A 24,192-nucleotide genomic window follows, 5' to 3' on the forward strand; every position below is an offset into this window, starting at 1 on the left:
TCATAAAAACACATAAATTCTATGGGAGTCCATCCACAAGCAGGCAAGACCGCCAACCCTGATCAGTTAACCCACATTCCACGCCTCATTACTTCTTATTTCACGGACCAGCCGGATCCTTCGGTACGCGAGCAGCGCGTTGCCTTCGGTACGTCCGGCCACCGGGGCTCGTCCTTACACAAATCGTTCAACGAACAGCACATCCTGGCCACCACGCAGGCTATTTGTCTTTACCGGGAGAAGGAAGGAATTACCGGCCCCGTGTTCATGGGCATCGATTCCCACGCCCTCTCCGAACCGGCCCAGGCCTCCGCGATCGAAGTACTGGCCGCTAACGGGGTGGTGATCATGATCGCCGATAATAATGACTATACGCCGACCCCGGCGGTGAGCCACGCCATCCTTGTTTACAACCGGGGCCGCAGCAGCGGGCTGGCCGACGGCATTGTGATTACGCCTTCCCACAACCCGCCCGATGACGGCGGCTTCAAATACAATATGACCAACGGCGGACCGGCCGAAAGTAACGTGACCGGTTGGATCGAAGCCAAGGCCAACGAATTGCTGGAAGATGGACTGCGGCAGGTGAAACGCATGCCGCTCCAAAAAGCTCTCAAGGCCGATACGACCCATTTTTATGACTACCTGGATGCCTACACGGGTGATCTCGATCAGGTGATCGATATGGAATTGCTCCGCTCTTCCGGTATCGAAATGGGCGTAGACCCACTCGGCGGTGCCGGTGTCCGGTACTGGGAACGAATTGCCGATCGCTATAAGCTGAATCTGACCGTAGTGGATAAAGAGGTAGACCACACTTTCCGTTTTATGTCACTGGACTGGGATGGAAAGATCCGGATGGACCCTTCTTCCCGTTACGCCATGCAACGACTGATCCAGTTGAAAGACCGCTTTCCCGTCGCTTTTGCCTGTGATACCGATCACGACCGGCACGGGATCGTTACGCGGAGCAGCGGATTGATGCAACCGAACCACTATCTGGCGGTGGCGATCGACTATCTGTTCCAGAACCGCCCGAACTGGGGGCCGGATACGGGCATCGGCAAAACGCTGGTGAGCAGCCAGATGATCGACCGGGTAGCGGCCAAGTTGGGCCGGAAACTGGTGGAAGTACCGGTGGGCTTCAAGTGGTTCGTAGACGGCCTGTTTGACGGATCGCTGGGCTTCGGCGGAGAAGAAAGTGCCGGGGCATCTTTCCTAGATCTTCAAGGCAAGGTCTGGTCGACCGATAAGGACGGCTTGATCGCTGCCCTGCTTTCCGGCGAGATCACCGCACGGACGGGTAAGGATCCCGGAGAGATCTATAAAGGATTTACCAAAGAATTCGGAGAGCCGGTTTACGACCGTATTGATGCGCCCGCCACGCCGGAACAAAAAGATAAACTCAAAAAACTTTCTCCGGATCAGATCACATCTTCGGAACTGGCCGGCGATAAGATCGAGGCCATTCTGACCAAAGCCCCCGGAAACGGAGCGGATATCGGTGGCCTGAAAGTGACTACGGCGAACGGCTGGTTTGCCGCCCGTCCGTCCGGAACAGAAAATATTTATAAGATCTACGCCGAAAGCTTTAAGGGAGAAGCCCACCTGAAGCAGTTGCAGCAGGAAGCCCAGAAAGTAGTGGATGGGGTGATCGGATAAAGGTCAACGCCTTACGGCATCTCCATTGGTAAGATCGCTGCCGGACCGGCAGGTCGGAACGTGCCAAAGGGGGTGCCGTTTTATTTTTGGTAGCCCCGGCAAGTCGTTTAACAACCCATCGGTAACTCGAAGATCAATAGCTTTTCGGACACCTGCCCGTCTTGATCGGTCAACACCAGCTTCAGAAAGATGCGGCTTATATCAATACCGCTGGGATAGGTCCCGACGGATTGATCCGAAGGAATCAGTTTAGCCCACCGCTCACCGCAATGTTGGAGTACCGCCCGTTGCAATTCTTCCGGAGTGACGTCAATAAATTTTCTACTTTCACTTTCGGAGTATTGCCGGACCTGATAGGCATTGATAGACGGCAGATAGGTCAATGGTTCCCATTCTGAATAGAAATGTTCCCATTCAATCAGGTCGCAGTGCGGACCTTCGTCCATGATCGTTACGGTAGTTTCGTAACGCTGCAGGATCTCGATCTTCCGGTAAATATTCCGCGTGATCCGCAGTCGTTTGGTTTCGGGGCTTTCGCCTGGTTCCAACAGGAAATGCAACGTATCGGTACCATTGGGGCCGAGGTCATCGAAAAGCTCCAGATGTTCCATTTCCAGTGAAAGGCCGCCGAAGTCGATCCGATTTAGAGGAAAAATCTTTTCTTGGGTGAGAAAGGCGTTAAAAACATAACCGGTGATCTGCCGGAAACGGCGGTCATCATAAGCTTTTATTTTGACCCATTCTCCGCTTATCTTTTTCCCATTTTCCAAAAGTGTGTAGGCTTTGCCGGAGTTTTCCAGTACGTTCACCCGGGCGGCAAAGGGAAGTTTATCCAGACGACTGGCGGTGATATCCGGCGCATCGCGCACGAGTAGTCCGTTGAAGGCATTTACATATTGAAAGTCCTGAGCGGTCAGGCTACCCAGGAGGAAAGCGGAAATGGCAGCAGTAAGCAAAATTTTCATACGCAATTTGCGGAGATGACTGGAGATGAGGGTAGTATTCTATCTGGGTGTTGTGAAAGCCTCTAAGGTGCTGTATCGTTCATTTCTATCGAAAATTACGGATTTAAGGCAACACCCCAGGGCCGCTTGTTTCTATCAGCATTTGTCTTTTGAAACAGACAGACTAGAAAAAGATATCCATGGCCGGCGAGCCGGCCATGGCGTTATTTAATTCGTAGAATAAGGAGCTTAAGAAGCGCCCATTCTCGCCACGTACAGATTGGCGGCATAACCGCAATAGAGCAGAAATTCATGCTCATCGAAAGGCGGTTCGTGTTCGGTCTTTTCAATCCGGTAATCCAGATTCAGTTTATTCCACTTGTTTATGGAAAACATGCTCAAAACCAGATCTTCATTTTCATCAAAGATCTCAAAACGCAGTTTCCACATGCCTTTACCCTTCATCACGTATTCGTGATCTACACCGTCGGTATCCGTCAGCTTGATGACCACATGGCCTTTCCAGTTGAAGGAAATTTCACCGATCTCTTTTTTATTTTTAAGGATCATGTATTTACTTCCCCAGAAATCTTTGGCCTGGATCCGGATATCCTGACTGCGATAACGCGCACTGGCTTTAGTAGAAAACCATTTTTCGTATTTCAACTCCAGGATCTCCCAGTTGCCGTTCACCACTTTAAAATTACCACGAACAGAGCTTGCTTGGATCTTCATAGCTAGTACGTTTAATTTCCTGCATATTAGGACATTTACCGGTAAAATGCCCGAAAATTAGATTGATCCTAGGCGAAATTCGTTAAAAAACGACCCGATACGATTTCGCTCGGATACCTGATCAGGCTTTACCGGCCGGGAAGATCACGCAATTTAACTGGTCAAAATACGCCCTTATAACATTTCCTCATCCGGACGTCCTGCCCTTTTTTCCCGAACACAGCTGCGAGAATTCCGGTTCTGGAAAGAAAATAAAGATAACAGATATGGTCTTCTATCCCGCTTCTCTGCATGGCTTTTTACGTCATTCCGGCGACCTCGCCGCTTCCACCGCCGGTCTTTATGCGACCGCCGAAACGACCCGCAACTTCAGCAATACGATTCCCGATCCCAAACTGACGGGCCGGCCGGTGCCGAAACTTCTGGTGCCCATGCCCAAGCCGCCCGAAGAACGCATTGGCTTTGCGATTGTCGGACTGGGAGCTTATGCGCTCAATCAGATCATCCCGAATCTGGCCAACACCCAGGGAGCAAAATTGACGGCGCTGGTGAGTGGTAATACTGAAAAAGCCCGGGAGGTAGGTAAGGCCTACGGCATCAGTTCCGATCATATCTATGACTACGATAATTTTGACCGCATCGCTCTGGACGACACCGTCGATGTGGTCTACATCATTCTTCCCAACACCCTGCACCGTAGTATGACCGAACGCGCCTTTGCTGCCGGTAAACACGTGCTCTGCGAAAAACCCATGGCCATTACCGTCGAAGATTGTGAGGCTATGATCCAGGCCGGGAAGGCCGCCGGAAAAAAACTGATGATCGGTTACCGGGCCCAGTACGATCCCTACAATCTGAAAGCGATCGAGCTGGTGCGGGGCAAAGACGGGAAACCGGGACAGATCGGGGATGTTCGGCTTTTCACCTCCGATCACGGCCGCCTGCTTAATCTGGATCATACGCGCGACCAGTGGCGGGCTAAAAAAGAACTCGCCGGTGGCGGTGCACTGTACGATATTGGGATCTACGCCCTGAACGGAGCCCGGTATATGTTTGACGAAGAACCAACCGAAGTGATGGCCCGTTTCCGGGAAGGCAGCGGCCGTTCGGAAGTAACGGTCGAGGAAGGCGTGGAATGGAGTATGGCGTTTCCTTCCAAAGCCGTAGCTACCTGTACCACCAGCTATCTGGTAGCACAGGGCAAACTGATGCACATCTACGGAGCGGAAGGGACCGTGAGCCTGAACCCGGCTACCGACTATTTCGAACGCAACCTGACCTTCCAACCCGCGGAAGGGCCCCAACAGCATTTTTCCTTTCCATTGGCCAACCAATTCGCCGCCATGCTGGATGAAATGGCCAGTGCGGTCCGGGAAGATCGCGAGCCCAAAACTCCGGGAGAGGAAGGACTGAAAGATGTACGGATCATGGAAGCTATCTACGAATCCGCCCGGAAGCAAAAACCGGTGAGTTTGTAAAAGCTCCGCTGACCTTTCAGATTTTTGCCAGGTTTATTTTTTCAGATCACCATAGCTGACCAGTTCAATACCCAGCTCGGCGATAGCGTTTTTTACACGCTTGTCCGTCAGCATTTGCATTACCCCGTAGCGGTCCTGGGCCACGTGCTCGTAGCCCGGGTGGCCGATAGCCTGCTGTTCGGGAAAATCATCTGCGGGATGTTCCACAAATAGCCAGGTACCGGGCTGCAGGCCTTTGAGGTTTTCAATAAACCTGACTACCCGCTGCTCGGGAGGCAGTGTATTATCTCCCAGTCCGGGCATGCGTTGCACCTCGTGGTCCTCCAAAAATATATCCAGGCCGTATTCCTTACCCAGTCGGTTATACAATGCTTTGGTTTCTTCATTGATATTTAGGCAACCCATATGCGCCGACATATGAGAGAGCTGCGGTATATCCCGTTTGGCCATTTCGATCTGCGCCCGGAGTTCCCGCTCCATATCTCCGATCGACCAATCGTGATCCTGGATCGCGGCACCTTTACCCAGACGTTCATTGGGCCAGATCATCGGGTAAAAGTAGCCGCGTTCGTCGGTGATACTGGACGGACCGGTCAGCGGCCGCCACTTGACGTTGGTCCATTCGCTGGTCAGGGTCAGATGGATACCGACGTCCACGTTCGGCATTTCCGCCAGCATAGCGATGGCCTCCGGGTACCAGGGAGTGGGTACCATGATCTCCACGGAGGTAGCAATACCGTCGGCAAATGTTTTGACGATACCGGTATTGGTCGCGTGGGAACAGCCCATATCGTCCACCCGGATAATAAGGCGGGTAGACTCCTGGGCCGCCATCGAGGGTACGATCATCGTACTCCAGAGCGCCACTAATAGAGCGATGAATAGTGTTTTTCGTTTTTTTGTTGTCATGATGTTAGCCTTCACATTATTAAAACTTCCTAAATTCCTTTCTTTAGAGTGTGTTTGCAACGCCTAATGCCGCCAGGTACTCCACCAGATCGATCAGTTCTTCCTGTTCCATGGCCAGCGAGATATTGGGCATCAGGGAATTATCCATCTTTTCCAGGTCAGCAATATCCGACCGGGGATAAGATTGTACATCTCCGCCCATAATTTTCAGGTCCATGGCCGTTTCCGTTTCGCTGGCCAGTAATCCGACCACTACTCCGCCGGAGCGCAGGCTGAGTTTATAGGTTTCATAGCCGTAATTAACCCCTTCATTGGGATAGAGAATTGAGCGATAAAGTCCGGCTTTGTCCAGTTTGTTCCCGATATCGGACAGATCCGGACCAAATTGCACGCCCTGGCCGTTTACCCGGTGACAGATCTGACACTGGTTCTCAAATAATGCGCGACCACGAACCGCATTCCCAACCGTTGCCGCCAGCACGCGGATAGGCGGCAGTTCTTCCTCCCGGATATTTGCGGGGCGGTCCAGATAAGCGGCGGCCTCTTCGTGGATGGACGTACGGTAAACGCTAAACAGAATACTCGCCGCCATCGGTTTGAGCGCATCCGGGAAGGCCTCATCCTGCACACTGGCCAGAAGATAATCTTCACCGGTCCAGGTCTGACTCATAGCCGTAACGGCTGCCTTTTGCGTCTCCAGGCTCAGGGTGCTGTCCAGTACAATAGATTGAAGTAATTCAAATGCACTTTTGCGACCGGTAGCCCGGATGGCCCGGATCAGTGCGGGCGCCGAAGCATCGTCGGTGTAGATCCTTTCTTTTATCAATTCCATGCCATCGAACGTAGCCGGATCGATCAGCACGCCGGCCGCCAGGGCCGCCGCTTCCGGTTCACCGCTACTGGCGGCAATCTGCAACAATTCCTCTTTCCGTCCCCGGAGTTGATAGCGGGCAACCAGATCGACGTACTGCCAGCCTCCTTTCAGATTATCCAGGGTTCTTTGCAGGGCATTATTCAACGCCGGACTCCTCACCAGGTCTTCGGTTTCCAGATGCTGCAGGACCAGTGCATCAATTGCGTCCTGTCGGGGATGATCTGCTTCCAGTAACCCGAGCAAGGCTTTATTTTTATCCTTTCCGGAATGGTAATCAAACGCCCGGAAATACCGCAAACGCTCCGTTTCGGAGGTTTGCGGATCGGCAATCAGGTCCGCCAGTAAGGGAGCGGCCGCCCGGGAGCGGGACCGCCAAATGATGTCCCGGCCACCGGCCTGCTTCCATCCCTCTCCTACCCGATCCAGCCAGGCCGAAAAAAAAGTTTCCCAGTGGGGATCCGCTCCGATACCCAGCGCTTCCAGATACCAGCGATCTGCGCCGTCGTATTGTTCGGCCAATTCGGCCCAGATCGCTGCGGCCTCCGTTCCGTCCGTATGTCGGAGTGCGATCGCCAGTTCGGCGCGTACGGCTGGACTGGGATCCCGTACGAGTTGCCGGGCCACCGGTAGCAGGTCCATTTCCAGCCGGCGGGCCAGCCGAAGCCCGCTGATCCGGATCATTTCTTCCGCGTCCCGGATGGCCGCCCCGACGTATTCGTTTCCTTTGCCCGGTAGCTGTCCCAGCAGCCAGAGCGCGCGGGCGCGATGCCGGGTCCGGTCCTGCTGCTTCCAGAGTTCCAGCAGTGCCGGTTCCGCTTCCGCTCCGGCCTCGTGTAAAGTCTGCCAGGCAAGATAACGTACCGATTCATTGGGATTTTGCAAACCGGTGATCGCACCGGGAATAGTGCTCAGGTCCGGCTCACTCCAACGGTAGGAGGTATCCGTGGGGGCCAGGCGAAAGATCCGGCCCTTTTCGTGGTCTCCGGCCGCTGCGCCACCTACAATTGGATCGTACCAGTCGGCGATCATCAGCGAACCGTCGGGAGCGGTTGCCACATCTACCGGCCGGAACCACTGATCATACGGGCTTTTCAGCAACGGTAAAGTCTCTGCCCGGTATCCTGCGCCCTGCGCACGGACGGGATAGGCGCGAACTACGTTCGGTCCGGCATCCGCGTGGATGAGCTGCCCCCGGAATCGTTCCGGCAACAGTTCCCCTTCGTAGACCGTGATACCGGCCGGCGAGCCCGCACCGGTGATCAGCATATTTGGGACTACGCCCGGATCATTCTGGTGCCAGTGGCGCTGGGGGATCGAATCGTGCATGCCGGTACGTACTGCGCTCCAGTGGGCACCGGTGCGTTCGTCCAGGTAGCCGTAATTTCCGTATTCCTGGATGTAATTGATCCGGACGCTCCGGTTGCCGTCATCGTCGTTGTCAGACTGCCACAGGCTGCCGAAAGCGTCGACGGCTACTTCGTAATTATTTCGAAAATTATGTGCAAGTACTTCCAGCTTACTGCCGTCCGGTTCGCAGCGAAAGATCATGCCGCCGTGATATGGTTGTCCATTGGCGACGACTTGCCGGCCGGACCGGTAATCCACCGCCGGAGTACCATCGGGTAGGAGCACCTGTTTGCCGGCATTGCCGTAATTGAAGTAAAAGCGGCCGTCCGGTCCGAAGACCAGGGCGTGGGCCGAGTGATCTCCCGGATTACCCATGCCGGTAAACAGCGTATCCTTGCGGTCGGGCAGGTCATCCCCATCCAGGTCGGTAAAGACCAGCAAATTGGGACTTCGGCTAACGTATAAATGTCGACCCAGTTTATTGATCCCCAGTGCGAGATGGACATCTTCCCCCTGGTAATAGACTTTGCGCTCATCCGCCCGCCCATCGCCGTCGGTATCCGTCAGGATAATAATACGCCCCCCTTTTTCGGTCTGCTCTTTTTCGGGCACCGCATAGTTGTAGGATTCGCAGACCCAGACCCGGCCGCGTTCATCGATGGCCATATTGGTGGGGTTTATTACCATGGGTTCTCCGGCGAATAAAGTTGCCTTGAGGCCTTCGGCGGTTTCGAATGATCCGGTGGCATTTTGGGCTTCCTGTCGCTCTTCCAGGGATAGGGCCAGATACGCAGCATGGTTGTCGGTACCGGATGAAGCGTCCGGTTCCGGCTGGCAGCTGTACCAAACGGAAGCCAACAGAATGGAAGTGATCAGCGGGTAAAGTTTATTAAGGTTCATCTTGCTTCGTTTTATCCGGGAGCTTAGATCTTACAATCCGGTCTGAGCGTAAAAACTGCCGGTGAGACCGAATAAAGTTAAGGTTTTGGAAAGGCCTAACCATCCTGTATTGGATAGTAATTAGGGATTTTTTCATTACCTTTTCCCGGCAAATTGATATTGAACAAAGCGAAAAAACCAACTATTACATGAGATACCTTTCTTTAGTAGCCCTGATCGGGCTCTGCTTTTTCACCCTACCCTTACAGGCGCTTTCCGTCTATGACCTTAGCTGTGAACATAAGGTCAATCCAATGGGGATAGAAGCGGCAAAGCCCCGTCTGAGCTGGAAACTGGAAGACCGGGCAAACGGTATTATGCAAACGGCTTACGCCATCCGGGTGGCCACCGATATGCGGTTCAACCGGAAGAGCCTGGTATGGAACAGCGGCAAGACAAATTCTGGTCAATCCGTGCTGGTTCCCTATGCGGGAGCGGCCCTGGAGTCGGGCCAGCGTTATTACTGGCAGGTCAAGATCTGGGATAACCAGGGGCAGGAAAGCGATTGGAGCGAAGCGGCATTCTGGGAAACCGGATTGCTCAACACCAGTGACTGGCAGGCTGAATGGATCGAGCCTAAACAGGATACCCTGCAGGACGGCCCGGCCTATTTACTCCGCAAGGATTTCAGCCTGAACCGCAACATCGCCAGCGCCCGGGCCTACGTATCCGCCCGGGGTTTGTACGAACTTTTTCTGAATGGCCGGAAGGTTGGGGACGAAGTGTTCACCCCCGGATGGACCGTCTACCACGACCGTATTCAATACCAGGTATTCGATGTGACCGATCTGGTGCAGAGAGGAGAAAATGCCGTAGGCATTCATCTCGGTGACGGCTGGTTTCGCGGTGCCCTCGGCTGGATGGACAATTGGGCGATCTACGGCAAGGCAGTCGGCGCTATCTGTCAGATCGAGGTAACCTATACCAATGGTCAGCAGGCAACCATCGTGACCGACGGAAGCTGGAAAAGCAGTCAGGAGGGCCCCATTGTTCTGAACAGTATTTACAACGGAGAAACGTACGATGCCCGCAAAGAGATGAATGGCTGGAATGAAGCCGGTTTTAATATGAAGGATTGGGACGATGTTACCGTCGCGGATCACTCCAAGGAAGTGCTGATCGCTACCGAAACTGTATCCGTACGGAAGATCGAAGAGATCCAGCCGGTAAAGGTCTGGAAAACGCCCAAGGGCACCCTGGTAGCGGATCTGGGGCAGAACCTCGTGGGCTGGATCAAGCTTAAAGTGGAAGGGCCAGCCGGTACGACCGTCACCATTCGCCACGCCGAAGTACTGGATAAGTACGGCGAATTTTATACCGAAAACCTACGGGCGGCAAAAGCGGCCCTGACCTATACGCTGAAGGGCGACGGACTGGAAGTTTACGAACCAAGTTTCACCTTCATGGGCTTTCGCTACATCGCAATTGACGGATTCCCCGGAGAGCTGAGCCCGGAAAATATTACCGCCGTCGTGATCCACTCGGACATGGAACCGACCGGAACTTTTGAATGCTCTAATCCCCTGATCAATCAGCTGCAGCACAATATTGTCTGGGGTCAGAAGGGCAATTTTCTGGACGTTCCCACGGATTGCCCCCAAAGGGACGAACGCCTCGGATGGACAGGCGACGCCCAGGCTTTCTGCCGGACGGCTGCTTTCAACATGGATGTTTCTGCCTTTTTCACCAAGTGGCTCAAGGACCTGAGCGCCGATCAACTGGATAACGGCGGCGTACCGTTTGTGATCCCGAACGCTTTGCGTCAGGGCGGCGTGTCCGCCGGGTGGGGTGATGTAGCCACCATTGCTCCCTGGACCATGTATCTGGTATACGGCGATAAGGATCTACTGGCCACGCAGTACCCTTCCATGAAAGCATACGTGGATTACATCCGCGAAAAATCCGGCGACAGCTACCTATGGACCGGCGGCAGCGTATTCGGGGATTGGTTGTACTACAAACCTAAAATGACCAGCCATACCGAACCGGACGGATATACCAATCCGGATATGATCGCCACCATGTTCTATGCCTATTCGTCCAGGTTGCTGTCCCAGGCTGCCGAAGTTCTGGGGAAAGATGCCGACGCCAAATTCTACGCCGAGCTGTACCAAAAGATCAAATCCGTTTTTCAGGATAATTACGTAACCGGTTCGGGCCGGATTGCATCCGATTCGCAAACTTCCTACGTACTGGCCCTGATGTTTGATCTGTTATCCGACGAGCTGCGGCCCAAAGCGGCTGAGCACCTGGTAAACAATATCCGCAAACGCAATAATCATTTATCCACCGGATTTTTGGGAACCCCTTATTTGTGCCACGTCCTTTCCGATAACGGTTATACCGATGTGGGTTACGACCTGCTGCTGCAGGAGGAATACCCATCCTGGCTGTATCCGGTAAAGATGGGCGCCACCACTATCTGGGAACGTTGGGATGGCCAGAAAACCGACAGCACTTTTCAGGATAAAGGCATGAACTCTTTCAACCACTATGCCTACGGAGCCATTGGCGACTGGATGTACCGGGTAGTAGCCGGCATTGAGATCGGCGCGCCGGGTTACAAACAGATCCGCATTCAGCCGCATCCGGACGAACGGCTGGAATTCGCCCGCGCTACTTTTGACAGCTCTTACGGCGAGATCGCTTCCGGCTGGACGTTAAAAGATGGCCAACTGCAGGTCAACGTCACCATACCACCGAATACCGCCGCGATCATCGAATTGCCCAAAGCCACGATTACCGGCGTACAGGCCAACGGCCAGGGGGTCAGAGAAAATGCTGATCTGAAAAATGTCGAGGAAATGGACGATAAGCTGCTGCTGGAGGTCGGATCCGGCCAGTATAGTTTTAGTTACAGTTACGAATAAGCCTAAATGCCGATTGAGGTCGGTATCAAGTAGCGATAGATCAAGCACCGGCGGGGCTAAGCGCCGGGAGTGAAAAGGTGAATAAAAGGAGTACAGCCAATGGATTGGGTAAAGGTTCCTCTTGTTCACCTTTTCGCATTTATATTGCAAACCGTATTAATTCCGTTTACCATGACCAGATCCGTATTGATTTCCGGCGTGTCCACCGGTATTGGTTACCATCTCCTGCAGGCCTATTACCGGCGGGGCTACAAAGTATTCGGCAGTATTCGCCGGGAGAGTGATCGCGAACGATTGCTCAGTGAATTTCCCGATTTTGTTCCACTGCTATTCGACGTTACCGACGAATCAGCTATCCGGGAAGGAATCGAAGTAGTCCGCCGGCACCTGGACGGCAAAGGGCTCGATCTGCTGATCAACAATGCCGGAGTTGCGGTGAGTGCACCCCTTATGCTGATCGATACGGAGGATTTTCACCATCAGTTCGACGTCAACCTCTACGGTGTACTGCGCCTGACGAAGGCTTGTTTGCCGCTGCTGGGAGCAGTGGAAAATGCGGATCATCCGCCGGGAAGGATCCTTAATATCAGCTCCATTTCCGGGCAGGTGGCTTATCCGTATCTGGGGCCTTACGTCAGCTCCAAACACGCACTGGAAGGATTATCCAACTCCTGGCGCCGGGAACTTTACCCGTTCGGGATCGATGTAATCATCATTGCCCCGGGCAGTATTCGTACGCCCATCTGGAAGAAGAATAGTAGCAGCGGAGTGCCCGACCGCTTCCGGAATTCCATATTTGGTAAGTACCTGGAGAATTTCCGCACCATCACCCTAAATACCGGAAAGAGGGGAATGGATCCCGATGAATTTGCTAATAAGGTAGTGGCCATCTCCGAAAAGAAACGCCCCAAAACCCGCTACGCTATTGTCAAAAATTATTTCAGTGACTGGATACTGGTGCGCTATCTGGTACCGGCCAGAGTACTGGACTGGGGCATCCACCGGCAACTGAAAAAATAATCCCAGCCTATAAATCGGGAGAGGCATTGACCAGGTGATCGGTGATCTCAAGTTTTAACCAAAGAAATTCGCCCTCTTCAAGATTCCAGCTCACCTGACTTTTCACCGGTATTCGAAGGCCGTTAAAATTCCGGTAGCTGTCTCCGTCGATAGCGATGTGCCAGACTTCCAATTTAGAGGTGCCTTTGCGATCGTAATAGCGCAGGGCTTCAAAGCCCACCACATCTCCGGCCTCATTGAAAAAGAAAACACCACTGACCTGGTTCTGACCGATAGTCAGGGTCGCCCGGGCCCGTAGACTGTCGATGGGCGTCCATTGGATATAAGGTTCGGTCGCTGCGGACGGGAACCAGATCGTCTCCGCCAGGTAGCGCAGTAATGTTCCCTGATCAATCGTGGGACCATCGGCATCCACAATGGGGATCAATCCGAACAATTTGATCAACATACGACCGTGTCCTCCGATGAGTTGGTCCCGGCCGTTCAGCCGAACGGGCGACCCCGCCCCTACCTTGGCGTGCCAGAGGAAGGTCGGCTGTTCCGTCAGGAACCACTGTTCAGCTTCAAAATCCATCCATTTCCCACCCGGAGCGGTCCGCATTTGCCCCTTTTGTTGAAGGTAGATCTTTTTGGCCCGATCCCGATCCGGCACACCGGTGCGCTGCAGCCATTTTTGCACCGGCTCCGGCAGGGTCAGCAGTTCTTCGGCGAGCACTTTTTCCGTTTGCACCGACTCCTCCGGCCAGATATCAACGACCCGTCCTTTGACCGACTGCCGAAATTCCCAGGCCCCAAAACCCAGAACGGCCACCAGGATCAGCAATACATTGGGCAGGGTACCGGCCCGGGCATCACTCCAGGCCATAAAGATCAGTACCTGTGAAAGAAAGGCACCGAGCATTCCCGGTATCCACCACCAGGGTTGCTGCAGGGCAAACAACAGGGCTCCGCCAACGATCAGAATGCTAGCCAACAGCCATCCGATTCCCCTGGCCCGGGAAATGTCCTGATTGAGCTGAGTGATCGCAGCCAGATCGAAAGCTTTAAGAAAGCCCAACAAATGGATAAGTCCGTGAATGGCGATAAAGGAGGCAAAGAGGATACGCAACATGGCGGAAGGGTTTTATCCCAGAGCCCGTTTCACCTCGGAAAATAAAGCACGTACCTTTTCTTTCGGATCGCCGGGCCCCAGCGTTTCAATGGGAATGTAGCCCTTATAATCAGAAGATTTGATGATCTTAATCAGCCGGGAAATATCCGTATCGACTTCCTCATCATTGACATACATTTTTTCTTTCAGCTGCCAGCTGACCGCGTAGTCAATGGTATCGGCGATCTCCTGAAATGGGTTTCCCCGGCGGTAACTGCCAATGTCCAGAATGAGACCGAACCATTCGTCATTTACCGCATCGAGGATCGTTTTGACCTGCCGGGCCGTTTTGAGAAACCCGTTGTGGTTTTGCAGACCGATCATCACGCCGTGTTGTTTTCCGAATTCGACGCAGGTTTTCAAATCTTCGATCATCCACTCCGAAACGGCTTCCCAGGAATATCCCGGATGGTCGAGATGTCCGGCAAATACGCGCAGAACCGGAGCGCCGATCTTTTCCGCGGCGATGACCCAGTTTTTAACCAACTGGATACTTTCCTCCCGTTTGGCCCGGTCGGTATGGGTAAAATCATTCCGTACCCCTGTACCGCTGATCTCCAGTCCCAGCCGGAAAGCTTTGCGTTTCACATTGTACAGGTATTCATCGGAAGGCACTTCTGGATAGCCCGGAAAGTAGTAGGCCGTAATATCCACGGCTTCAAATCCGGTTTCCGAACAGAATTCGAGCAATTCATCCATGCTCATGGTGCCGTCGCTCAGCGGACGGTTGAAGGAGTAGGCATTCAGACTGGTCTTCAGGTTTTTCCGGCCTTCCCGGACGGTTTGCTCTCCGGCTGTACCGGAGTTCATAAAAGCAGTGCCCGATAGCAGGGGCAAAGCGGCCATACGTTGCAGGGCCTGTCGCCGATTGGTTGGTTTCTTCATTTCGTTGCGTTTTGTTTTGAATTAATCACTGATGGTTAGCGGTCGGAATTTTGGATATGTAGTCAATTCTGTTTCACTATTTTCAGGGTAGGGCGCAAGCTGTTTCCAATGTTCAGTTGCAGAAAGTACATTCCTGACGGTAGTTCGGAAATATCCAGCTTATGGTCCCGATTTTTTGGATTCCAATTCCGGATCACCCGCCCCTGCAGGTCCAGTAATGTTACTGCTTTCAGCTTGTTGATCTCTCGATCAATTGTCAGAGGTCCGGTAGTGGGATTGGGGTAGACCCGCAGGTTAGCCGAAAGAGAAGGCTCCGGGGCCGAAACAAGAAAACAACTGGTCGGATTGTCAGGATAAACCAGCGATCCTTCTTCAAAGTGACAAAGTAGCCAATCTCCCACATCCGTGTAACAGGACGAAGCCCAATGTTCTAACAAACCAAACTGACTCCCGATGCCTTCGATCCAGAATTGTTCCGGTATTCCAACGGCCTGTTTATACTTGAAATGCATTCGCCGGCGCCGGTCCCCATTGTTGAGCACTACGGTATCCGTTTCCATCAGATAGGCCGTGCACAGCCCCGCAAAGGTGATGGAATCTCCCGGCTGCAGGCCAAAATCGTAAAGTAGGGTTTCCGCCTCTTCTCCCTGCTTCATCCAGACTCTTTGCTGCTCATCTTCCCGCAACAGACGTCCGGTAAAATACCGGCTCTGCTGCAAGGAATCATCTGATCTCCAGACCTTCAGGAAGGTATTTCCCGCTACGGTGGTATCTCCCGACAGCCGGAGGGAGTAACTCCATACATTAGGAGAAAAGCCCGAACTGGCTGACATATTCCATTGCTTTCCTTCTTCCACCAGTCTTTGAGCAGTCACCGACCGAGAGCTCACCGTCAACAATAAAAAGAGCGGGAACAGCCGGAAGATAAGCGTGCATATTTTCATCAGAGTTATATTTTTAGCTTTTGGGAAATCACCTGAATAAAGGTATTGATTTCGTGGCAGGAAACTAAGGGCATTCTGCAACTTCTATCTGAAAATCAAGTCTTTAAATTTACGCGCTGCTATAAATCGGGTCCAGAATGCGACCTGTATACAATGATCACCGTCTAAAAACAAAAATTCCCGACTATGCGTACACTGTGTACTTTATTACTCTGTTCACTAAGTTTATTCACCTGTGCTCAACCCGATCTGGATGCGCAGGCCTGGCAGGAAGACCTGCGTTTTTTACAACACACCGTACATCAGGACTATCCTTTTCTGTTTAAAAAAGTTACGGCGGAGGTTTTTGACGCCGAAGTAGAGAAATTCCACGCTGCGATCCCCGGCTTGGAGACGCACGAAGTGATCGTGGGCTTTTCCCGCATCCTTTCGCTATTCGAATACGGCCACACCGGATTGAGGCTGAATGCCTGGTACAAGCACAATCCGCTGAATGGGGTGCAGCTTCCCTTCAATGCGGTAGCCTTTAAGGATGGTATTTTCATTCAGGGCACCCATCAGGATTACGCCCGTGCTCTGGGTGCGAAGATCCTGGAAGTGGCCGGCACTCCGATAGAAACGGCTCTGGAAGCGGTTAAAAAAGCCTTCCCGGCGGAAAACGATTTTTACTTCCGGGCCTACGGTCTGCACCTGCTGGGGAACCCGGCCGTGCTGCACGCTCAGGGTATTACCGATGAACTCCGGTCTGAGATCACGCTCAAGCTCGAAAAAGATGGAAAAACTTTTGACCTGAGCTTCCGTGGAATGGAAACGGATCACTTTCCCGGACGCTACGGCTTCATTCAGCAGCAAGGCGAATGGCTCGACGCCCGGGAGCAAAGCGAAACACCGCTCTGGCTCGATCAGTTGGAGAAGATCTACTATTTCAAATATCTGCCGGAACAAAAAACGGTTTACGTTCGCCAAAGTCAGATCCAGGACGATCCTTCGGAGAACATCCCGGCATTTTACGAGCGGGTGTTTAATTTTATTGAGGAAAACGACGTGGAAAAACTGGTCCTGGACGTTCGTCTGAACGGCGGCGGCAACAATTACAAAAATAAACCCGTCGTAACCGGCATCATCCGTTCGGAAAAGATCAACCAGCTAGGCAAGTTTTTTGTCATTACCAGTGGCCGCACCTTTTCCGCCTGCCAAAATCTCGTCAACGAACTGCACAACTATACCAATGCCATATTCATCGGAGAACCTACCGGTGAAAATATCAACTTCTACGGCGACAACCGCTTAATAGAACTGCCGAACAGCAAACTCAGTCCGCGGCTTTCCTTCGCCTGGTGGCAGGATAAACCCCAATGGGAAGACGGTCCCTATCTGCCGCCGCAGATCGCCATTTCCCAGACTTTTGCCGAGTACCAGTCCAATGAGGATCCCGTGCTGGAAGCCATCTGGTCTTTCGAAGGTGACGAAGGGATCATTATCAGCCCAATGACCTACCTGGAGGGCTTGTTTGTGGCCGGCGATATGGAAAAAGTGAGCAGTGAAGCCAAACGGCTGGCTAAAGATCCCCGCTATAGCTACTATGATTTTGAATCGCAGTTCAATCGCGCCGGCTACAATCTCATGGGGGAGAAACAATTTGATGCCGCCCTGTTCGTATTCCAGCTCAACGCCAGTATCTATCCGGATTCTCCCAACGTTTGGGACAGTCTGGCCGAAGGACACTGGAAAGCGGGCAAACGGGAAAAGGCCGTGGAACTGTACAACAAAGTCATTGCCATGGACCCGAAAGGACCGGCCGGCACCAATGCCCGGCGGATGCTCAAGGTGATGGAAGATCATTAAGTAGGTTTCCGCTAAAGTTTACCAGGCTTCCAGCCGGTATCGTTATGGTATCTGGCGGGAGAACGGATATACTCTACCCGTTCTCCCATCATATCAAAGGGCCCGTATAATTTATTTGCAGGGAATATCCGGTCCCCGCAGTGGATCGATCTTATAGGCATCGATCTCAGCGGCCAGTTCAAAGTTTTTGAACTGGTAATTGGGTGTATACAATACCGTATCCCAGTAAATACTTTGGGGTTCGGTAGCGCGGATATCATCGGTGGCAGTCATCCATTCGTCCAATGTAGTACGCAAACCGGCCAGTACATCCGCATACGCCGGATCCGTAGCCAGATTTTTGAGCTGGAAGGGATCTTCCGATACGGCGTACAATTCCTCCTCCGGCCTTTTGCCAAAAGTCAGCTGGAAGAAATCCGCCTGCCCGGCAACCGTTTGGCCTTCCATATCCATGATGAGATATTTGGAAATGGAATTATCGACATCGCCCCACTGCCCCACGGACTGGTAGACCGAAGGATCGCCCGCCGGCCAGCGGTCAGGGATCAGGTTCCGGATGTACAGAAACTCATCGTTGCGCACGGCGCGCATCGGATAGCTGAGATCTCCCTTTCGGACATTGGCGTGGCGTTCTCTTTCCAGAAAAACCTGCTCGCGGCCCGTGCGATCGGTCGGATCGGACAGTAGCGGCCAGAGGCTTTCCCCGCTTACCATATCCGGTACTTCCAGACCGGCCGCCTCCAGAAAGGATGGCGCAAAATCCACGAAATTAACGAAGGCATCCACATCTGTCCCTCCCGACACTCTGGGGGGATAACGAATGGCGAGGGGCATGCGCGTACCGTAATCGTACAAATTGGCTTTCGCCCGGGGAAAGGGCATGCCGTTATCGCTGGTCATAACGATGATGGTGTTATCCAGTTCACCGGCCGCTTCCAGCATTTGGAGGATCTGCCCGCATTCGCGATCAAAACGTTCTACTTCAAAATAGTAATCGAGGATGTCATTGCGTACACAATCGACATCCGGCATAAAGCCGGGCACCTGCACCGATTCGAGCGGCATACCTGTATGGATGCCCGTGTTGGGCACATAGGTCCGATGCGGATCCGTGCTGCCGAACCAGAAGCAGAAGGGCTGCCCTTTGGGTCTGGCGGTGAAAAATTCGCGAAAGCTCCCGAAATCTTTACCCGCCGGGTTATGGGTATAACCGCCCCGCTCGAAATCTCCCGGCGCCCAGCCTTTCCGGGTTTTGCCGGAGAAGTATCCGGCCTCCGTCAGCAGGCTCACCCAGTTCGGGAATTTGTCCGGTATGATCGACCACAGGTTGCCGGCACTTTCCAACTGGTGTGGATAGCGCCCGGTAAGCACCGCCGCCCGCGAGGGAGCGCAGGACGGAGCCGCGCAGTAAGCATTGGAAAATACAGCGCCTTCTCTGGCCAGACGGTCAAAGGTCGGCGTACGCACGATCTGATCGCCATACACGCCCGCGTGGGGAAAGGACCAGTCATCGGCAATAAGGAAAAGAATATTCGGTTGTTCCGGAAGGTTTTCGGCTGCAAGTTCTTCTTTTGCTTGCGGCTGGCAGGACCACAGTAGTCCGGCGAACAGGAATAGGATTAGGTATTTCACGGTCTTGTTGTAGTTGGTTTAGCCCTGAAGATACCGATTAATGGTGGAGTGGAAATAAATCTTTCTAAATTTTGCCGGTTGGGAAAATGACAAAAAAAGCCACGCCTTTCTGGCGTGGCCTCTCGCTAATAACAAATCATAATCTCATGAAATAATAAGACGACCTAATTCTTATGTTGTTTTAAAAACGACTTCAAGTTTGGGGGTTCCCTGCCGAGGAGCAAGGAACCGATTGCTTATGGGATTACGGTTATCGGGCAATTAATTTTCCAGTGGCAAGTGTTTGTCCCCTCGTAAGGATCTGGAATGTGTACATTCCGGCTGGTAAATTGTTCCGATAAACTTCAAATTTATTGGCACGGTGCTTTTCCGTGCGAACGAGGCGGCCCATCAAATCGTACACCACCAGATCGACCTCGTCAAACGTAATTCCTTCAATATCAATCGTTGCTTTGTTAAAAAACGGATTAGGAGCTACGTTTATTTCGACACCGGGGAATTTTTCTGAGACAAAATTAACAATTTCCAGACAGCCGTCCTGCAGATAGTTCGTACAGCCGACCGTATAGCTGATCTCATTGGTAATTACCGGTGCTTGGTAATCAAAGTAGACGGCAGCGCTATTGGTAATCTCCGTACCCAATGGATTATTCGGTTTTTGGGAAATGCGGAACTTAACAAACCCACTGGAAGGAGCGTCCTCTGCGCTGCCGACTGGTTGAAGTTGGATTTCACTGAGTGTGATTTTCACGATACCGTGGTTGTAAATTTCAAAATCATAGGGATGACTACTCGCCCCGGGCTCCACGGAGTTAATATCCAGATGGGGCGAGATGGTATCGCGAATCACAACTCTATTAATCGTATCAGTCCAGATGTTATTAAAAACAACTGTATACTCAATATCGGTTTCTTGGTCCAGGATATAATCTTTATACCCTTCGGGATGACCTTTCAAAAGTGTAGTTTCCTCAGGACTGATAACTTCTTGTACATCAATGTCAACTTGTGGATCCCGATCGTTTTCGGGAAGATTGTTGTAATAACCTATACTTTGTTGAATCCCTTCCGCCGCACATCCTTCGATGGCTACGGTAGGCAGGCTATTACCCGGATTACCTTCCGACTGGCGGGCGATCATCCGATAGGTAGAACCGGTACCTTTGAATTTTTCGAGGATACGCTCTTCTCCTACGCCCAGCGGATCGATGGGTCCTTGCGAAAAGATGACCACATCTTCGACTACGATATATTCAGACGGAACTTCCATCGGTTCGTCACCGATATTCCGCGCTATGAAAATAACGGAGTCCTGCTCGCAGCTCGCAGCCACCTGGATCGTTGATCTGTCCCAGTTCGGGTCGGGCTCCACACAGAGCTCGTTGGGAAAGATATTGGCCTGGACGACTACTGCCTGTCCGTTGACGTACCCTTCGCAATCCCGGGAAACCTTGATCTTGAAGCTACCGCATTCCATGGATGCTACATCGCCCAACTGGAAAGTCCAGAGGTTTTCTACCGGATCGATCGCGGAAGGGATGATGTCCGCATCGACGAACTGAAGTTCTTCATCCAGTTTCACTTCGATGTAAGCATCTGCGGCCGCGACTGGTCCCCGGTTACAGTAATTGACCGTGTAAGTGGCGTTTTCACACGCTACCAGACCGTTCGTAATGTACGGTACGGTAACGTCCACTTCCATAAAGGGACAATCCTCGGCGGAGTAGGCTGAAAAATTCGTGACCGTTGTGTCATAAAGTTCTCTGAATTCAGCGTAGAAAGCCACGGGGTTACACACTCCCCAGTGTTCATTAGGCTTCAGCAGCGTCACTTTGTACGATCCGGGATCTACGTTGATGTTGTAATACCCGTCTTCGTCCGTGGTGCCGTAATAGGTGACCTCTTCTCCTTCAACTTCGATCAGCCACTCCGGCAGAGGCACCGCGTCTACGCCTCCGCAACCGTCCAGCAGGTGATTGACCTGACCGGAAAGGTGATTGCTGGGATAACGTCCGCTGGCATCCACTTTAGTGAGCACTACATCGTTGATGACGGGGAAAACATCCGCAGAGCCGCTGGAATATCCGGCGATGACGAAACTGCCATCCGGAGCCAGCGCGAGATCTTCACCGATATTAATCCGCTCTTCATCTCCGATCTGCCTTTCCCATACGGTGTTACCCTCAGTGTCCAGTTTTATTAACAGGACTTTAGAGTAAGCCGGATTTGGGAAAGTGAAACCCGCTGCTACCAGACTGCCGTCCGGTAGTTCTACCACTTCATTCAAAAGATCATCGTATGGTTCGGGATTTAATTCCCGGTACCATAATGTGTCTCCGTTGAGATCACATTTGGCCATTAAGGCCCGATTAAAGTCTCCGGCAGAACCTACGAAAACGATCTTTTCGTCTTTGGTCAGCAACAGATCGTTGATCTCTTCGCTGGTACCGTTGGTGCCGTAAAATTTGGACCAAACGAAATCTCCGTTCAGATCCAGTTTGTAAAGGGCTACATTCTTGTATATGCCAGTGTTCTCACTGACGTTTGCTCCGACGATGTAGCCATCGGATACGGCAACAATACATTTACCAAAGTCTTCTGCCTCGCTGTTCCCAAAAACGTTTCGCCATTCTTCCTCCCCGTCTTCGTCAACTTTGAGGACGAGGATGTCACTGGCGCCGGTTGCTTTGTTCTCGGTTTCACCTACCAACACGAAGCCACCTTCGTGGGCCGGCACGATGTCAAGTGCGGACTGGTTAATATTTGCGGGATAACTTTTGCTCCAGATCTTCCGCCCGGTTTTGTGCACTTTCAGGAGATACATGTTAACGGGTGCACTAAAACTCTCCTTGATCAAGCCGGCAATTACGAAACTACCGTCTTCCAGTTCGATAACGCCTCTGGGCTGCTCGGTAAAAGATTCATCGTAAATTTCCTGCCAAATGATCGTACCATCTACATCGGTACGAACTGCCAAAATGTCAATGTCATTATCATCGCCGTAAGATTCGCTAAAACCGACTACGAGATTGCCTTGATCAATCGTAGGGATGACTACCCGTGCCTGGTCTTCTTTGGGGCCACCAACTCTAAGTTCCCAGCCCTGTCCGAAAGCGAATGTTGAGCAAATTAAAAGCGAGAGCAGCATGGCGCACTTCTGGCCAAACCCCTTCAGATGAGTCGCATATTTGGCATTGGATTGAAACATCTGTTTGTTGTTTAGGTCGCTCGCTTCGTTTGACATTACAAATATGATTTGATTGGTGAGGAAATACAAAGACAAAAATCCGCATTTGTTGATAAAAAATGGGTATTTTTAGACAATAAAAACCAAATTCAAGTATTTATATTTTTGATTATCAATTAATTAAGCCTCAATTTTCACAAATTATCTGTTGACGAAAAATAATTTACTCCCGTGAAAAAAAGCCAATTGATTGAAGTTTTAACAACTTTGGATAAATCGGAGGTCCGAGAATTCAAAAAATGGTTGCAATCCCCCATACATAACCAACGGGAGGATGTTGTGCAGTTGTTCGATTATCTGATGGCCGGTAATCATTTGTATGAAGATAAATTTCTGGAAAAAGAACGGGTCTACCGGAAAATTTTTGGCAAGGAGCCTTACAATGACGCAAAGTTACGCCAGACCGTACATTTCTTGTTCAAATCACTCGAAGAATACCTTTATTTTAAACAGTATATCCAGAATGATCTCCACACCAGGATCTCACTGGTAGAGAGTTACCGGGCCAGAGGACTCGAAAAAATGGTAAAAAAGAATCTGGATCAGGTACACCGTCAACTGGACGAAGCTGAATTCCGTAATGAAATTTACTACCGAACTAATTACGAACACCAAAAAGAGAAATACAACCATTTATCCTCGCAGCCGAAAAATGCAAAAATCAACCTGCAGGAAGTATCCGATGCTTTGGACAAGACCTTTATTATTGAAAAATTACAGTGGAGTTGTCGCGGTTATTTTCACCAGAATCTTTTTCGAACCCAATACGACCTGGGATTATTGGATGCCGTACTGGACAAAGTGGAAAAAAACCACATGACCGAAGATCCGGCGATCGCCATCTATTACTATGTGCTGAAGGCGATCACGGATGAAAAAGATGATCAGGCTTATTTCGAAAAGCTGCGCTCGGAGATCAATGAATACAGCAGACTTTTTCCGCACTCTCAACTGAGGGAGATCTACCTGATGGCCATTAACTACTGCGTGCGAAAAATGAACGCCGGGGTGGAAGGTTTTGCCAAAGAAACCTTCGAATGGTATCGCCTGGGGATTTCGGACGAAGTGCTGATCGATCGGGGTACTCTCTCCCCTATTACCTTTAATAATACCGTGGCTACCGCCATTAAGGCTGGAGAGTTTGAGTGGGCCGAGCACTTCATTGATGAGTGGAACGCCATGCTTCCGGAGAGCGAACGTGAAAATCTGAGCCATTTCTCCCGGGCTAAACTCTTCTTTGAGAAAAAAGATTACCGGCGGGCGATGATCCTCCTGGTACAGGCCGAATACAACAATATACTCTTCAACATCAACGCCAAGTCCATGCTGTTGAAAATGTATTACGAAGAGGGAGAAATGGATGCCCTGGAATCTTTACTGGACAGCTTCCGCATCTATATTCGCCGGAAAGAGGTGTTGGGCTACCACCGTAACCGCTACCTCGGCCTGATCAAGTTCACAAAAAAATTACTGCGGGTAAGCCCCTTCGAAAAGGAGAAAGTCCAAAAATTAAGGGAGGAGATCCAAAATTCCAATCACCCCGAGCGGCAGTGGCTGCTCGAGCGTTTGGATGATATGTAGAACCCCGACCGCCCCGAGACTTTCTAAGTTTTCGAAACTTAGAAAGTCTTGGTTCTTCCGATGTTTACCATAAAACGGTGCACTACACCTCTATCCCGGTATAGATAAGGGAGGTTCTTGAATCCTGGCT

The 24,192-nt window shown here is 51.7% G+C and carries 15 protein-coding genes; 6 read left to right on the plus strand and 9 right to left on the minus strand.

Going from position 1 to position 24,192, the window contains the following annotated elements:
• Positions 1–21: 21 nt before the first annotated feature.
• Complete coding sequence (pgm, locus tag CRP01_RS02810; RefSeq protein ID WP_099148471.1) at positions 22–1,662, plus strand: phosphoglucomutase (alpha-D-glucose-1,6-bisphosphate-dependent); 1,641 nt, start codon at positions 22–24, stop codon at positions 1,660–1,662.
• A gap of 107 nt (positions 1,663–1,769) precedes the next feature.
• On the opposite strand, the gene CRP01_RS02815 is transcribed toward pgm, so the two are convergent.
• Both CRP01_RS02815 and CRP01_RS02820 read right to left on the minus strand, forming a co-directional pair.
• Positions 1,770–2,627, minus strand: coding sequence for an SH3 domain-containing protein (locus CRP01_RS02815; protein ID WP_099148472.1), 858 nt, complete (start codon positions 2,625–2,627; stop codon positions 1,770–1,772).
• A 228-nt stretch (positions 2,628–2,855) separates the two neighbouring features.
• Entirely contained in the window at positions 2,856–3,341 is a 486-nt protein-coding gene (locus tag CRP01_RS02820; protein WP_099148473.1) for an aminotransferase, read from the minus strand.
• 266 nt (positions 3,342–3,607) lie between these two features.
• On the opposite strand from CRP01_RS02820, the gene CRP01_RS02825 reads away from it, so the two are divergent.
• Positions 3,608–4,819, plus strand: coding sequence for a Gfo/Idh/MocA family protein (locus CRP01_RS02825; RefSeq protein WP_099148474.1), 1,212 nt, complete (start codon positions 3,608–3,610; stop codon positions 4,817–4,819).
• Positions 4,820–4,852: 33 nt separating this feature from the next.
• Here CRP01_RS02825 and CRP01_RS02830 read toward each other — a convergent pair whose 3' ends face one another.
• Positions 4,853–5,728 (minus strand): ChbG/HpnK family deacetylase, encoded by an 876-nt coding sequence (locus tag CRP01_RS02830; protein WP_143473237.1) that lies wholly within the window; start codon positions 5,726–5,728, stop codon positions 4,853–4,855.
• A 43-nt stretch (positions 5,729–5,771) separates the two neighbouring features.
• Complete coding sequence (locus CRP01_RS02835) at positions 5,772–8,849, minus strand: PVC-type heme-binding CxxCH protein (RefSeq protein ID WP_099148476.1); 3,078 nt, start codon at positions 8,847–8,849, stop codon at positions 5,772–5,774.
• 188 nt (positions 8,850–9,037) lie between these two features.
• Here CRP01_RS02835 and CRP01_RS02840 point away from each other — a divergent pair, with 188 nt between their 5' ends.
• Both CRP01_RS02840 and CRP01_RS02845 read left to right on the plus strand, forming a co-directional pair.
• A complete protein-coding gene (locus tag CRP01_RS02840) occupies positions 9,038–11,758 on the plus strand; it encodes a glycoside hydrolase family 78 protein (protein WP_099148477.1) in 2,721 nt (906 codons plus the stop codon).
• A 171-nt stretch (positions 11,759–11,929) separates the two neighbouring features.
• On the plus strand, positions 11,930–12,778 hold the full coding sequence (locus CRP01_RS02845; RefSeq protein WP_170110194.1) for an SDR family oxidoreductase: 849 nt from the start codon (positions 11,930–11,932) through the stop codon (positions 12,776–12,778).
• A gap of 7 nt (positions 12,779–12,785) precedes the next feature.
• Here the strand turns inward: CRP01_RS02845 and CRP01_RS02850 are convergent, their stop codons facing one another.
• The 3 genes from CRP01_RS02850 to CRP01_RS02860 all read right to left on the minus strand — a co-directional run bounded on the left by CRP01_RS02850 (position 12,786) and on the right by CRP01_RS02860 (position 15,757).
• A complete protein-coding gene (locus tag CRP01_RS02850; RefSeq protein WP_099148479.1) occupies positions 12,786–13,889 on the minus strand; it encodes a DUF6544 family protein in 1,104 nt (367 codons plus the stop codon).
• A 12-nt stretch (positions 13,890–13,901) separates the two neighbouring features.
• On the minus strand, positions 13,902–14,813 hold the full coding sequence (locus tag CRP01_RS02855; RefSeq protein ID WP_099148480.1) for a sugar phosphate isomerase/epimerase family protein: 912 nt from the start codon (positions 14,811–14,813) through the stop codon (positions 13,902–13,904).
• 62 nt (positions 14,814–14,875) lie between these two features.
• Positions 14,876–15,757, minus strand: coding sequence for a T9SS type A sorting domain-containing protein (locus tag CRP01_RS02860; protein WP_099148481.1), 882 nt, complete (start codon positions 15,755–15,757; stop codon positions 14,876–14,878).
• Between the two features lie 186 nt (positions 15,758–15,943).
• Between CRP01_RS02860 and CRP01_RS02865 the strand changes: the two genes are divergently transcribed.
• On the plus strand, positions 15,944–17,602 hold the full coding sequence (locus tag CRP01_RS02865) for a hypothetical protein (RefSeq protein ID WP_099148482.1): 1,659 nt from the start codon (positions 15,944–15,946) through the stop codon (positions 17,600–17,602).
• 111 nt (positions 17,603–17,713) lie between these two features.
• Here CRP01_RS02865 and CRP01_RS02870 read toward each other — a convergent pair whose 3' ends face one another.
• A complete protein-coding gene (locus CRP01_RS02870) occupies positions 17,714–19,234 on the minus strand; it encodes a sulfatase family protein (protein WP_222845649.1) in 1,521 nt (506 codons plus the stop codon).
• A 250-nt stretch (positions 19,235–19,484) separates the two neighbouring features.
• Entirely contained in the window at positions 19,485–22,478 is a 2,994-nt protein-coding gene (locus CRP01_RS02875) for a T9SS type A sorting domain-containing protein (protein ID WP_099148483.1), read from the minus strand.
• Between the two features lie 246 nt (positions 22,479–22,724).
• On the opposite strand from CRP01_RS02875, the gene CRP01_RS02880 reads away from it, so the two are divergent.
• Positions 22,725–24,062 carry a hypothetical protein gene (locus CRP01_RS02880; protein WP_143473238.1) on the plus strand — a complete coding sequence of 446 codons (1,338 nt, stop codon included), beginning with the start codon at positions 22,725–22,727 and terminating at the stop codon, positions 24,060–24,062.
• The last annotated feature ends 130 nt before the right edge of the window (positions 24,063–24,192 follow it).

The organism is Flavilitoribacter nigricans DSM 23189 = NBRC 102662 (assembly GCF_002646595.1).
In the GTDB taxonomy this organism is placed as follows: Bacteria; Bacteroidota; Bacteroidia; order Chitinophagales; family Saprospiraceae; genus Flavilitoribacter; species Flavilitoribacter nigricans.